Below are 13,973 nucleotides of genomic sequence, written 5' to 3'. Positions count from 1 at the left end.
CGGAGGGAGGCATCCGCCTCCCTCCGTGTGACTGTCATGGGAAGGGTTGCTTGCGCGCCTTTCCTCAATAACCCAGGGTGAAACGCTGGCGCAGGTGAGCCGGTGCTTGCACCTCGTTCAGCACCCCGTCCGCCAGATCGCCGACCGTGATCCCGGCGGGCTGCTCGCCGCTGAACAACACCTGATCCGTGCCAAGGCGGTAACCGCCGCGCTTCTCGCCGGGTTCGAGGAACACGGGTGGGGAGACGAAACGCCAGTCGAGGGTGGTTTCCCGGCGAAGGGCGGTGAGACCATCCCGGGCCGCGAGGGCCCCTTGCTTCCACTCTGCCGGGAACTCCGGGGTGTCCACCAGCTGCACGCCCGGGGCGATTTCCAGACTGCCGGCACCGCCGACCACCAGCAGCCAGCTGTTGGCCGCGACGGCGGCGGCCACGATGGCGCTGGCCCCCTTGAGGTACTGATCGTAGATGTCCGGGGCACTCCAGCCCGGGTTGTAGGCACTGATCACCCGATCGTGCCCCTTGAGCACCCTGGCCAGTGCCTGGCTGTCCTGTGCGTCCACCGCCACGGCGGTGACTTGCGGGTGAGCGGCGACCTTGCTCACGTCACGCACGATGGCGGTGACCTGATGACCGCGGCTGACGGCCTCCTGAAGGATGGCTGAACCGACAAAACCGCTGGCACCGATGAGGGCAATCTTCATGGGAATTCTCCTTCACTGTGGGAATGGGGCTATCCTACGCCCCCGAGTGTGATTTAATAATCCACTTAAAATTGCATTCACTTATAAGCAGGGCTTCATAATGGATCAGCTCAGACGCTACGCCATCTTCGCCGCCGTGGTGGAGGCGGGCAGCATGACCGGCGCCGCCAAGGCCCTCGGCATGACCCCGTCCGCCGTCAGCCAGCATATCAGTCAACTGGAGAGCCAGCTCGGTCTGCCCCTGCTGCACCGCTCCACCCGCCGCCTCAGCCTGACCGAAGCGGGGGAGGTGGTGTGGCAGGGCTGCCAGTCGTTGCAGCAGACCCTGAACGACACCGAGCTGCGCCTCTCGGAGGTGCGCGACAGCCTGCTCGGAGAAGTGCGGATCACCGCGCCGGTGGGGATGGCGGGCCAGCCCCTGGCGCGGGCGCTCTCGCCGCTGCTGCAGGCGCACCCGGGCCTGTGCATCCAGATCATTGCCGACGACGAGAAGCGGGATCTCATCAAGGATCGCATCGACGTGGCGCTGCGGGTCGGCACGCTTGAAGATTCCACCCTGGTGGCGCGCAGACTGGGTCAGACCCGGATGCTGCTGTGTGCCTCGCCCGCTTATCTGGCACGCAAGGGCACGCCGCGCAGCCCGGCGGATCTGCTGGCCCACGACTGGCTGGCCTCGGACATGCTGGGGGGCGGGATACTGCTGCTGGACGAAAAGGGGGAGGCCCACAAGATCAAGCCCAAGCCCAGGGTGCTGTGCAACAACGTCTTGCCCCTGCGCCAGTTTACCCTGGCAGGGCAGGGGATTTCGCTGCAACCGGAAGGTGAAATAGAAGAAGATCTCGCCACCGGTCGCTTGCTCGTGCTGCTGCCGGGCTTTTTGGCCCCTCCCATGGAGATCCATGCCATCACCCCCCAGCGGGAGATCCCGGAGAAGGTGCGGCGGGTGATCAGCGCCCTTCGCAGCCACTTTGCCGAGCATGGCCAGAGCCGTCTACCCTGAGCGGGGCGGGATGAATAGCCAGGCGGTGCTCTGGCCTTGCGGTCGGCGCGACACCCCTGTTTAATGTGGCCCTCCCGGGCCAGAGCGCCCTCTGCTGGCGTGGTCTCAAGCGCATCATGACACCGACTTCTCCCCACCCACTCCGTGAGCCGGCACCCGAGGCGCGCGCCCACCTCACCCGCATCGAGCGAGTGCTCGACTACATCCATGCCAATCTGGATCAGCCGCTCTCCCTGGAGGCGCTGGCCCGGCAGAGCTGCTGGTCCCGCTGGCAGTTGCAACGGGTATTCCTGCATGAGACGGGCCAGACGGTGGCTCACTATGTGCGCGAGCTGAAGCTGAGCATGGCGGCGGAGGCGCTGCTCTCCACCCGGCTGCGGGTGCTGGATGTGGCGCTGGATCACGGGTTTGGCTCCGAAGTGAGTTTCAGCCGCGCCTTCAAGCAGCAATTTGGCTGCTCGCCGCTGGCGTATCGCAAGCGGGGCCTGCGGCTGGGGCTGCGCACGCCCCTGGTGCGGGCGGCGGTCCCCCGCTCTGCCTCTCCCAACCTGGTGCAGGTGCGCATAGAGAGCCTGCCGGCGTTCACCTTGCAGGGGGTCAGGGGCACGATCCGGGGGTTGTTCGATGCCTCACCGGATTTTCAGCAGACGGTGCCCGCCATCTGGCGAGCGCTGCGCGAGACGGGGGCGCTGGACCTGTCGAGGGAATGGCTGGGGGTGGTGGATGTGTCGGGGGCAGGGGAGCGGCTGCCTTACTGGGCCGGAGTGGCCACGACGGCGCCTACGCCCCCCGGCCTGTCGAGCCTCAACGTGCCGGCCCAGGAGTATGCCGTGCTCACCCACAAAGGACCCATTGCCCAGCTGGGGGAGAGCCTGCACTGGTTCATCCTGCACTGGCTGCCGGAGTCGGCATACCGGGGGCTGGACGGTTTCGAACTGGAGCGCTATGCCCCCGGCTTTGACGGCCAGCAGCCCGACGCCACCATGGAGTACTGGCTGCCCGTCGCCCCCCGTTAGGGAAGGAGGCTCACCCCGGCATGGCGCCGGGATGGCTCCAGGCGTGTGGCGCTGGCCAGGAGATCAGTGAACTGGGCCGGTGGCAGCGGCTTGGCGAAGTAGAAGCCCTGCAAGTAGTCGATGCCATAGTGGCGTGCCATCTCGACCTGCTCCTGGGTCTCCACCCCCTCGGCGACCAGAGCCAGCCCCATGCGATGGGCGAGATCCAGGATGTTTTCGACGATATGGCGGGAGGGGCCTTCCTCTTTCATTCCCTTGATAAAGCTGCGATCGATTTTGATGATGTCCACATGGAACATCTGCAGATAGCAGAGGCTGGAGTGGCCGGTGCCAAAGTCATCGATGGCGATGAGCACGCCCAGCTCGTCCAGGGCATCGAAGATGGTGCGGGTCTGCTCGTCCGCATCCACCATCTCCCGCTCCGTCACCTCGAGCACCAGACGCAGATCCTGGCCCGGGAAGGCGCGAAGAAAGTCGCGGCACTCGGCGACGATGTCCTGGTTTTTGAAGTGCTGGGCGCAGACATTGACGGCGACGTGAAAGCCGGGGGGCAGCCTGTCGGCCACCCCGACCAGATAATCCCGGGTCTGGGCCATCAACTGGCGGGTCATGGGTACTATGTAGCCGCACTCCTCCGCGAGGGGGATGAAGTGGTTGGGGGCAATCATCCCTTGTGTGGGATGACGCCAGCGCATCAGCACTTCACAACCGCGCAGGCGCCCCTGCCTGTCCATCACGGGTTGCAGATAAGGGATGAACTCCCGGGCCGCCATGGCTCTGGCGAGCTCGCTGCGGGGGGAGCCGCTGCGCCCCCTCAGATAGAAGGTGAGCAGCCCCAGCAACAGCGCCAGCACAGGGGCGGCAAGCAGGTTCTCCTGGTTGTACGCCCAGGCAAACGCCAGCACTTCCTTGTAACCATTGAGCGCCACCAGGCGATAGGGATGAGCGGTGGGCTCGCTCTGTTGCAGACGTTGTCCCCCTTCCAGCAGGCGGGCTGCTGGCAGGGTTCTGCCGTGGCCATCGAGAGCCTGGTCCCCGAGGAGGAAGAAGAGGTTGTCCTCTCCCATCACGGCCTGCAAGGCGCCGAAGATGTGGAAGCCGTCCAGCTCCACCAGCAGGGTGCGATCGCCGGATGGCTGACGGTAGAGGATGGCGGTCTGCCCGGTGATGGGGCTGTGTCTGGCGAGGATCAGTGTCTGGTTGCCCGCCGGGCCACGGGGAATATCCCGGGTGAGGATGGGCCTGTGCAGGGTGGTACAGCGCAGTTGCTGCCCCTCCAGCACATAGAGTGCCCGCGCATAGGGGGAGGCGGTGATGAGGTCGCGCAGGGCCTGTTGCTCATCCTGGCAGCGGCCCATGGCGAGGGGGCGGGCGGCCTCGACCAGGGACTGACCGTCGTTGATGGCGCTCTCTATCATGGCCCGGGCATGGTTCAGGCTGCGCGCGTTGTCCTTGCGAAGGCCGCTGGCCGCCTGCAGGAGGTTGAGGGCGGTGAGGCCGACCAGCAAGAGGAGCCCGAGCACGATGGCCAGACGCAGACGCTGTGCCAGGGGATCAGTCGGCATGGTGCACCCGATTCTTGCCGGCATCCTTGGCCTGATAGAGCGCCTGATCGACCCGCGCCAGCAGTTGCGCGGCGGACTCCTGTCGCCACAGTCCCAGCCCGGCAGAGAAGGTCACCACCAGGTCCGGTTCGCGCCATGGTCGCTGTGCCACCTGGGTGCGCCACTGCTCGAGCATCGTCAGTGCTCTGGTGCTGTCCTCCCCGGGAATGATGATGGCCAGCTCCTCGCCGCCGTAGCGGTAGAGGGTGGCCTCCTGGCCTGCAATCTGCCGCCCTTCCCGGGCAACCGCCCGCAGGACCTCGTCACCGACCGGGTGGCCGTGGGTGTCATTGATGGATTTGAAGTTGTCCAGATCGATCAACCCCAGGCAGAAAGGGCGGCCGGCGATCAGCTGGTCGTCGAGTGCCTTGTCAAAGCAGCGGCGATTGAGCAGGCCCGTCAGGGCATCCGTGTTGGACGCCGCTACGGCTTCCAGCATCTGGCGATGGCCGTTCTGGATCTCCTGGCGCAACTGATCCCCCGGTTTGCCCGCGTGGATGCGTCCGGTGCGCATCAGGGCGATGATCTCGAAGATCATCTTGCTGAGCACATGACGCAAGGACCACCAGCAGAGCAGGCAGATCAGCATGCAGCCCACCAGGGTGATCTGGAGCTGGTGGGACTCGCTGCTGCTCACCTCCTTGAACCTGGCATTGCTGACGGCATAGATGACGAACCAGTCCGGGTTGGAGAAGGAGTGGTAGTAGAAGTGGGTCTGGCACTTTGCATCGAAGAGGTGGTCGGCGCCGTTGGTCATCTGCTCGATGAGACGGCGGTCCAGACGATGGCGAAACAGGTTCCCCACATCCGAATGCAGCAGGATGTCGCCCGCCCGATCGACCAGGTAGAACTCCCCCTTGAGAGGGCTCATGAGCTGGCGCAGGGGATAGCTCATCTGCTCGAGATCCACGTTCATGGCCAGGGTGCCGAGGAAGAATCCCTCCCTGTCGAGCAGGGGGCGGGAGACGGAGACGCTGCGGCTCTTGTCGTCGAATTGGCTGGTGTAGTGATCGGTGTAGTGCACGAAGGGGGTTCGCACGACGGCGGAGAGAAACCAGGGGCGCTTCCTGGCATCAACGTGCTCCTCGACCGGCAGATGGGGAATGGAATTGAAGCGCCCCTGCGGATCGGCGAGCAGGATGCTCTTCACATAGGGGGTGAGTGCCAACGTTTGCATCAGGGAGAGGCCAAGTGGCGTGTTGCCCTCATTGAGGAAGGCATCCAGGCCTGATTCATCGATGACACTGCCCGTTTCGTTGAGGACATGCTCCAGTGATTTGAACTGTGGCTCGATGGACTGGGTCGCCATGTTGTGCACGAACATGGCCGCCACCTTGTGGTACTTGCGCTCGGCAGAGGTCCGGATGCTGACACTGACGGCCATCAGGGCGATGAGCAGGGTCAGGACGATGACTCCGAAGGTGACGTTGAGCTGGGTATCGCAGTGCAGGTTTTGGTAGGCGGTCTCATGCATAGGCGTGTGCTGATGGCTTCAGATTGTCTCAATCAGGGCTGATAAAAGGGTGGGCATGCTATCGCCTCATTTATCAATAGCGATTGACCAGGATCAACAAGGGCAGGGCACACACGACCATACTTGTCAGATGAGTGTGAATATGGTGGTGAAAATGCCGCCATGTTCTGAATATGTGATGGTTACTTTCTAATTGGCTGTGCAAGTGAAGGCGGTGTCCTTCATCAGGCGGCCATGATGGGCCTCCCTGAGAGCCTTGGCGGCGTCGCCATGTTGCCTCCGATAGCAGATGGCATGCCTGCCACCCTCGCTTTCCCCGCTTCCCCGCCAACATGCCCCAAATTGTTAATATCGGGGCAAAATAGAACAATAAAATGCAAATGATATTTGTTACTATTCACATGCAGTAAGTAATCGAGGATCAGATGCAGCTTGTTCACCCCCCTTTGACCCTGGTCGCCGTGACCATCTCCACCCTGCTTGCAGGCTCTGTACAGGCCGCCGCGCCCGACAGCCAGGATACGGCCACCGCCGACGAGACCCTGACCGTGCTCGGCCAGACCTATCGCAACACCGCGACCAAGACCCGGCTCGACCCCATCGAGACGCCCCAGGCCATCTCGGTGGTGGATGGGGAGACCCTGTCGCTGCGCGGTGTCAGTTCGGTGAGCGAGGCGCTGCGCTACGTGCCCGGTGTCAACACCGAGCTGCGGGGCGGGGCGGTCAATCGGCTGGATCTGTTCAACATCCGTGGCTTTGACAACTACCAGAATTTCTATGACGGCCTGCTGCTCCAGTACAACGACTGGAACCTGCAACCCCAGATAGATCCGGTGGCCATCGAGCAGCTGGAGGTGTTCAAGGGGCCGACATCGGTGCTCTATGGCAGCATGCCCCCCGGCGGCATGGTCAACCTCATCGCCAAGCGCCCCCAGCGGGAGAGCAAGCACAACGTGAGCGTGGCGACCGGCACGGGCACCCTCAAGGAGATGACCCTCGACAGCACCGGTGCCATCAACGAGCAGCTCGCCTATCGGCTGGTGGGACTGGCCCGGGAGAAGGATGGCCAGGCGGTGACCTCGAAGGAGGAGCGCTACGTCTTTGCGCCGTCCCTGGACTGGCAGCTCGGCGAGCGCACCCTGCTGAACCTCAACCTTTACTACCAGAAGGATCCCGAGGCCGGTATCTACACCACTGTGCCCGCCAGCGGCTCGGCCAAGTCCAATCCCCTGGGGCAGCTTGGCAGCGACACCTTCCTTGGTGACGAGAGCTGGAACGAGTACAACCGGGATGTGACCCTGCTGGGCTACAAGCTGAGCCACGACTTCAACGAGCGCTGGCAGGTGCTGCAAAATGCCCGCTACATGGATGCGTCCGCCTATCAGCGCAACACCTACAACGCGGCCCTGGCGGCGGACAACCGCACCCTGGCCCGCAACGCCTATCTCACCGATGAAGACTCTCGCGGCGTAGTCATCGACAACCAGCTGGCGGGCAAGGTACAGACGGGCTCTGCCCAGCACAACCTGCTGCTCGGGGTCGATTACCAGTACCTGGATGCCCATATCCTCTACCGGGATACCCTCGACTACTCGGCGCCCAGCATCGACATTTTCAACCCGAACCATAGCCAGATAGTCCCAGAGGCACTCACTTTCAACTACCAGGATAAAAAGGTGATCCGTCAGTCCCAGACCGGCGTCTATCTGCAGGATCAGATGCGCCTCGATCGGCTGGTGGCCATCGGCGGCGCCCGCTACGACCGCTACCGGATGGACACCGACAGCCGGACCCTCTATCAGGGGGCGGACAGCCAGTCCCTGGCCCACATCGATCAGGACAACCTCTCCTTCCGCGTCGGCGCTCTCTATGAGCTGGATGGCGGCTTCTCCCCCTATGCGAGCTATGCCGAGAGTTTCGAGCCGGTGCCGGGGGCGGACAAGCAGGGTCAGGCGTTCAAACCGGCGACCGGTCATCAGTGGGAAGGGGGCGTCAAGTTCCTCTCCGACGACATGAGCAAGACGGCGACGCTGTCGGCGTTCCACATCACCAAGAAGAACGCCCTGGTGACGGATCCGGACAATGTCTACGGGCCCAAGCTGCAGACCGGGGAGACGGTCTCCAGGGGCATCGAGCTTGAGGGGAGAGCCGATCTCACCAGCCAGCTGGATCTGGCCCTCAACTACACCCTGATGGACATGGAGATCACCCGCGACACCACCACGTTGCAGGGCAAGACGCCGGTCTGGGTCCCCAGACAGATGGCGTCGCTGTGGAGCAACTACTACCCCGGCGGCAACCTCGAGGGGATGCGAGTGGGCGCCGGCCTGCGCTACGTGGGGGAGGCCGAGATGGATGCCGCCAACACCGACAAGGTACCGGACTACCTCCTGATGGATATGTCCGCCTCCTACGATCTCGCCGCCCTCAGCGCAAGCCTGAAAGGGGTAGGGGTATCGCTTGGCGCCAGCAACCTGTTCAACAAGACCTACTACTCCTGCTACGACCAGAACAACTGCTGGTTCGGGGCCGAGCGAAGCGTGGAGGCGCGACTCAAATACGCATTCTGACCTTGCGCCCCGGCACGCGCCCGGGGCCCTTTCAACGAATGGGCGAGGAGAGGGCGCGCGGTGTGCCGCGCGGCCTTGGCCGGGAGAAAGCGGACGCGGAACGCGCCCTCGTCTCGGATCACCAGGCCCTGTTCGCGGCGGCGGCCAGCCTGATCCCGTCCCTCAAGGGGAACCTGGTGGCGGCCGGTGACGTGCGCCCGCCACTGACTGATGCCGCCGGAGCGACGTCGGCCGAGGTGGCCGCAGCCCTCCATGCGCACTGGCAGCAGGCACACCCGGAGGCGGGGCCCGCCTACTGGCTCACCCGCAGCTGGGGCATGCTCTGCTGGCAATCCATCTATCTCGCCATGGTGGCCGTCTATCGCCATCAGGCCATGCCTGCCCTCGACAGGTTGGGACAGGGGCATGAGGCAGGCGTGGTGTCGGGCTTTACCCTGCCAGCCGAGCCCATGATCAGAGGGGAGGTCGGCGTGTTGATCAAGACGGCCGGGGAGCGACTCCAGGCGCACTGGCAGGGGCAGTTCACCCTCCTTGGGACGGCGCAGCGGCTGCGCCCCGGTTTCGTGCGCCCGCTCCTGGCGGACGATCTGCTGGCGGCCCTGGTGCGGGTACCCGATTTCTTCGGGGAAGTGAGTCGGGAGGAGGTGAGGGCCCATGCCCCCCTCTGGCTTGAATCCTGTGGCCTGCCGTCGGCACATCTGACGGGTTGGCGCGAGGCGGGCCTGCCCCGGAATGAAGCCTTCCCGGGCTATGTGCGCCAGCGCTGCTGCCTGCACTACAAGCGCCGGGATGGGGAACTGTGTGGCAACTGCCCGCGAAGGCTGGGTGGGGCGAGGGGTGACGAGTGCTGATGCCCGACTCTTCGTCTGCGCGGGCAACCCGTGGTGAAAGCCGCCTGATCCTGGCGGCTTTTTTGTGCCCGGCTTACTGGGCCGCCATCCGGGTGCGAATGCGCTCGAACAGGCTCTGCAGGCAGGCCTGATCTTTGTCGGCGGCGCGCACGGCGCCATACATGTGGCGGCGAATGCCCTCCCCGAGAGGGCGCGCCTCAAGCAGGCCCTGGCGCACGAACTCCTCGCTGGCCCAGCGGGGCAGGGCGGCGAGCCCGAGCCCGGCGGCGGCCATCTGCAGCATGACCGAGGTGTTGTCCACCGGTTTGCAACGGGCGGGCTCCACCCCGGCCGGTTGCAGGAAACGGCTGAACACGTCCATGCGCGCCCGCTCCACCGGGTAGACCAGCAGCACCTCCGGTCGCAGATCGTCTGGTGCGATGCGCCGCTGCTGGCAGAGGGGGTGATCCGGCGCCATCACCAGGGTGAGATCGAAGGCGAACAGCGGCTCGAAATGAAGATCTCCGCGGGCCTGCACATCCGAGGTGAGCAGCAGGTCGAGCTGGCCGCCAAGCAGGGCACTGATGGCATCGAAACCCGGCACTGACTCCACCTCCAGATCCACGCCGGGCCACTGGCGGCGAAAGTCCGGCAACAGCGGGAGCAGCCACTGGATGCAGCTGTGGCAATCGAGGGCCAGATGCAGCCTGCCCGCCTCGCCGCTGTGCAGGGCGACCAGCTGGCGCTCGGTCTGGGCCAGGGCGGGCAGCACCTGACGGGCCAGGGCCAGCAGATGCTGGCCTGCCGCCGTCAGCACCAGAGGGCGGCTTTTTCGAAGAAACAGCTCCAGATTGAGGCGGGTCTCCAGCTCCTTGAGCTGGTGGGAGAGGGCGGACTGGGTGAGGTTGAGGGTGAGCGCGGCCCCGGCCAGGGACCCTTGCTCGGCCAGGGCGCTGATGGTCTTCAGGTGTTTGAGATCGATGCCCAGATTGCTGCTCTGAGGGGGGCTGGATGGGGTGGGCGCGACCATGGCACTGCTCCTTTGTGCGTCAGTTGAGAAATTCTTGAGAGCCAGTTGAAGAGGATTCAATAGCCAAGGTCACCTTATCTTGTCATTTTGGATGTGTAAACATCTGGATGGCCAAACAATCCAGATCCTCATCAGATAAACGAGCATAAGGAATGGAACCTATGACCTTCGCACACACCCTGGGCTTTCCCCGTATCGGCGCCAAGCGCGAACTGAAATTTGCCCTCGAATCCTACTGGCGTGGCGAAACCACCCAGGCCGAGCTGGTCGCCGTGGGCAAGAGCCTGCGTGAGCGCCACTGGCAGGCCCAGCGTACCGCCGGGGTCAACCTGCTGCCGGTGGGGGATTTTGCCTGGTACGATCAGGTGCTGGGTACTAGCCTGCTGGTAGACGCCGTGCCTGCCCGTCACCGCCACGGCGACACCGACCTCGACACCCTGTTCCGGGTGGCCCGTGGCCGTGCGCCGACCGGCCCGGCGGCGGCCGCTGCCGAGATGACCAAATGGTTCAACACCAACTACCACTACCTGGTGCCGGAATTTTACCGTGACCAGCGCTTCAAGCTGGGCTGGAGCCAGCTCTTTGACGAGGTGGAAGAGGCCAAGGCCCTTGGGCTGCCGGTCAAGGCGGTGTTGCTGGGCCCCGTCTCCTACCTGTGGCTTGGCAAGGAGAAAGAGAGCGGCTTCTCCCGCCTCGAACTGCTGGATCGCCTGCTGATCGTCTACCAGGAGATCCTGGCCAAACTGGCGGCCCAGGGGGTGGAGTGGGTGCAAATCGACGAGCCGGCTCTGGCGCTGGACCTGCCGGATGAGTGGCGCCTGGCCTACCTCAAGGCATATGAGCGCCTGAGCGGCCCCTGCAAGCTGCTGCTCACCACCTACTTCGGGTCCGTGGCCCATCAGCGCGACATCATCACCAGTCTGAAGGTGGACGGCCTGCACCTGGATCTGGTGGCGGCCCCCGAGCAGCTGGAGACCCTGGTCCCGCACCTGCCGGCCCAGTGGGTACTCTCGGCGGGTGTCATCAACGGCCGCAACGTCTGGCGTGCCAACCTGGCCAAGCTGGCGCCGACCCTCAAGGCCTTGAAAGAAAAGCTTGGCGAGCGCCTCTGGGTGGCCTCCTCCTGTTCCTTGCTGCACAGCCCGGTGGATTTGACCCTGGAGCACGAGCTGGATCCCCAGACTCGCAGCTGGTTCGCCTTCGCCCTGCAAAAGTGCTATGAGCTGGGGCTGCTGTCCGACTACCTGGACGGTGGCGCCCTGGACAAAATCGAGGCTTACAGCCAGCCCATCGTGGATCGGGAGTCCGACAGCCGGGTTCACAAGAAAGCGGTGCAGTCACGACTCGCCAGCCTGACCAACAGTGACTTCGATCGCCAGAGCGCCTATCCGGTGCGTGCCGACGCGCAGCGCTCGGATCTGAAGCTGCCGCTCCTGCCCACCACCACCATCGGCTCCTTCCCGCAGACCTCTGAAATCCGGGTGCTGCGCCAGGATTGGCGTGCCGGGCGCATCGATGACCAGGCCTACGAGGCGGGCATCCAGGCCCAGATCAAGGACGCCATCGAGCGCCAGGAGGCCATCGGGCTGGACGTGCTGGTGCACGGTGAAGCGGAGCGCAACGACATGGTGGAGTATTTCGGGGAGCTGCTGGACGGCTTTGCCATCACCCGCTTTGGCTGGGTACAGAGCTATGGCTCCCGCTGCGTCAAGCCGCCGGTGATCACCCGTGACATCGACCGTCCGACCCCCATGACCCTTGAGTGGACGAAGTTTGCCCAGAGCCTGACCGACAAGCCGGTGAAGGGCATGCTGACTGGCCCCGTGACCATTCTCTGCTGGTCCTTCCCGCGGGAAGACGTGAGCCGCGAGCAGTCCGCCCTGCAGATTGGCCTCGCCATTCGCGACGAGGTGGCTGACTTGGAAGCCGCCGGCATCAAGATCATCCAGATCGACGAGCCGGCGATCCGCGAAGGGCTGCCCCTGCGCAAGCAGGATCACCAGGCCTATCTGGACTGGGCGGTGCGCGCCTTCCGCCTGAGTGCAAGCCCGGTGGTGGACAGCACCCAGATCCACACCCACATGTGTTACAGCGACTTCAACCTCATCATCGAGGCGGTGGCGGCGCTGGACGCGGATGTGATCACCATCGAGACCAGCCGCAGCCAGATGCAGTTGCTCGAAGCGTTCGAGCGCTTCAACTACCCCAACGAGATCGGTCCGGGCGTCTACGACATCCACTCGCCGAACGTACCGAGCCAGGGCTGGATTGAAGACCTCATCCGCAAGGCTGCGCAACAAATCCCGGCAGATCGGCTCTGGGTGAACCCGGACTGCGGCCTCAAGACCCGCGGCTGGGAAGAGACCACCGCTGCCCTGAAGGTGATGGTCGATGCAACCCGGGCGCTGCGCGCCGAGCTGGCCTGAGGGCTTCCATTCACCCGGACGAGCGCCCGGTGAGTGTCATCAAGACGAGAGAGGGAAGGCGACAGCCTTCCCTCTTTTTTGCATGGCCGCTCCCTAGAGGGGGAGCAGGGCGGGCCGGGGTGAGGGTAGGTAGCGGGTGGGGGAAACCGACATCGTCACCGGGTGAGGGGCGCTTGCGAGCGCCTTGGTCAGCCACTGTTGGTCGAGGGGGATGGCATTGCGATCCTCGATCACCAGATTGAGGTGCTGGGCGCCCAGGCACCCGTAGCGGGCGGGGTTGGTCTGGGTAAAGAGGCCAAGACAGGGCACACCGCTGGCGGCAGCCAGGTGCAGAGGGCCGGTGTCGGCGCTGACGAAGAGGGAGAGGCCGCCCGTGAAGCGGGCCAGCTCCCCCATGTTGCCAAGGGAAACGTGCACGTCCCCGAGCAGGTGTTGGGGGGCGGCGGGATCCGCGAGCTGGACCAGCAGGGCATCCGGGCTGTGACGGCGCAGATCCCCAAGCAACCGCTGCCACTGGGGCAGGGAGAGCCCCTTGCCCTTGCGGGCGCCGGTGAAAAAGCCGATCAGGGGACGGCCAGGATGGGCTCGTCGCAGCGCACTCAAGGTCGGGCTTGGCCCCTGCAACAGGCTGCCAAGGGGGATGGGTTCGGCCGGATTGCCCGGTATGCCGAGCAGTTGCAGGGGCTGGTGGGCGTAGTGGCACTCACTGTCCGCAGCCTGCGGACGCGGGAAGATGAGATCCCCATGGCCATCGTCGAAGCCGCATTTCTCACGGGCCTGTACCCAGGCGGCGATGAAGTGATCCGTACTGGAGGCGAAGGGGACGTAGACCCTGTCGTAGTGCTGGCGGCGCAGACGCGAGAGTGCCGAGAGGGCGCCCGGCAGGTGTCTGCCCTGCAACCGGATCTGATGAATGTGCCGCAGGGGCAGATCGGCCAGGAATGGGAGCAGAGTGGTGGGGCTGCACACCAGCTCCAGCTCGGCGTGGGGATGGGCGCGATGAAGCTGGTGCAGGAAGGGCAGCAGGAAGAGGTTGTTGCCGATGCGGTTGGTGCTGCGAATGACCAGGATTCGGCGGGGTGCCTGCGAAGAGGGCGGCAATGCGCTGCGACTGGCAAGCCAGCCGAGCAGGGTTCGCTCCAGTCCCGCCGTCCAGACCCGGCGTTGGCCGTCGAAGCGGCGCAGGGCATCGTTGAGGTGAGTCATACCGTTGGGCTCCAGTGTTGGGATGGCGTAAAGGGTGCCAGCGGACTCTTAAGACAATGTTAAGAAGGGAAAAAGCGTGCGGATGATGGCCATGGCGGAGCGGGGTGCTGGTGC

Annotated in this window: 10 protein-coding genes; 5 read left to right on the top strand and 5 right to left on the bottom strand. The window is 64.6% G+C overall.

Annotation, left to right across the window (positions count from 1 at the left end; genetic code table 11):
- Nucleotides 1-64 precede the first annotated feature (64 nt).
- Nucleotides 65-703: an NAD(P)-dependent oxidoreductase gene (locus AB7E19_RS06870; protein ID WP_322130832.1), complete on the bottom strand. Its 639-nt coding sequence runs from the start codon at nucleotides 701-703 to the stop codon at nucleotides 65-67.
- A 100-nt stretch (nucleotides 704-803) separates the two neighbouring features.
- Here AB7E19_RS06870 and AB7E19_RS06865 point away from each other — a divergent pair, with 100 nt between their 5' ends.
- Complete coding sequence (locus AB7E19_RS06865) at nucleotides 804-1,703, top strand: LysR family transcriptional regulator (RefSeq protein WP_102948526.1); 900 nt, start codon at nucleotides 804-806, stop codon at nucleotides 1,701-1,703.
- Nucleotides 1,704-1,819: 116 nt separating this feature from the next.
- Complete coding sequence (locus tag AB7E19_RS06860; RefSeq protein WP_182936212.1) at nucleotides 1,820-2,719, top strand: AraC family transcriptional regulator; 900 nt, start codon at nucleotides 1,820-1,822, stop codon at nucleotides 2,717-2,719.
- On the opposite strand, the gene AB7E19_RS06855 is transcribed toward AB7E19_RS06860, so the two are convergent.
- Nucleotides 2,716-4,284: an EAL domain-containing protein gene (locus AB7E19_RS06855; RefSeq protein ID WP_322130831.1), complete on the bottom strand. Its 1,569-nt coding sequence runs from the start codon at nucleotides 4,282-4,284 to the stop codon at nucleotides 2,716-2,718. The genes AB7E19_RS06860 and AB7E19_RS06855 overlap by 4 nt on opposite strands.
- On the bottom strand, nucleotides 4,274-5,797 hold the full coding sequence (locus AB7E19_RS06850) for a sensor domain-containing diguanylate cyclase (protein ID WP_322130830.1): 1,524 nt from the start codon (nucleotides 5,795-5,797) through the stop codon (nucleotides 4,274-4,276). The genes AB7E19_RS06855 and AB7E19_RS06850 overlap by 11 nt, the downstream gene beginning before the upstream one ends.
- Nucleotides 5,798-6,222: 425 nt before the next feature.
- Between AB7E19_RS06850 and AB7E19_RS06845 the strand changes: the two genes are divergently transcribed.
- Nucleotides 6,223-8,367, top strand: a complete 2,145-nt coding sequence (locus tag AB7E19_RS06845; protein WP_322130829.1) for a TonB-dependent siderophore receptor — start codon at nucleotides 6,223-6,225, stop codon at nucleotides 8,365-8,367.
- Nucleotides 8,368-8,405: 38 nt separating this feature from the next.
- Nucleotides 8,406-9,218 carry a siderophore ferric iron reductase gene (locus tag AB7E19_RS06840; protein ID WP_322130828.1) on the top strand — a complete coding sequence of 271 codons (813 nt, stop codon included), beginning with the start codon at nucleotides 8,406-8,408 and terminating at the stop codon, nucleotides 9,216-9,218.
- 73 nt (nucleotides 9,219-9,291) lie between these two features.
- Here the strand turns inward: AB7E19_RS06840 and AB7E19_RS06835 are convergent, their stop codons facing one another.
- Complete coding sequence (locus tag AB7E19_RS06835) at nucleotides 9,292-10,227, bottom strand: LysR substrate-binding domain-containing protein (RefSeq protein ID WP_039041273.1); 936 nt, start codon at nucleotides 10,225-10,227, stop codon at nucleotides 9,292-9,294.
- Nucleotides 10,228-10,388: 161 nt separating this feature from the next.
- Between AB7E19_RS06835 and metE the strand changes: the two genes are divergently transcribed.
- Nucleotides 10,389-12,653: a 5-methyltetrahydropteroyltriglutamate--homocysteine S-methyltransferase gene (gene metE, locus AB7E19_RS06830; RefSeq protein WP_039041274.1), complete on the top strand. Its 2,265-nt coding sequence runs from the start codon at nucleotides 10,389-10,391 to the stop codon at nucleotides 12,651-12,653.
- A 93-nt stretch (nucleotides 12,654-12,746) separates the two neighbouring features.
- On the opposite strand, the gene AB7E19_RS06825 is transcribed toward metE, so the two are convergent.
- Nucleotides 12,747-13,859, bottom strand: coding sequence for a glycosyltransferase family 9 protein (locus AB7E19_RS06825; protein ID WP_322130827.1), 1,113 nt, complete (start codon nucleotides 13,857-13,859; stop codon nucleotides 12,747-12,749).
- Nucleotides 13,860-13,973: the final 114 nt, after the last annotated feature.

The sequence above is a fragment of the Aeromonas sp. genome, assembly GCF_050252055.1.
Lineage (GTDB): Bacteria > Pseudomonadota > Gammaproteobacteria > Enterobacterales > Aeromonadaceae > Aeromonas > Aeromonas caviae.
Note: the sequence above shows the minus strand (reverse complement) of the source record. Positions and strands in the feature narration are given on the sequence as shown.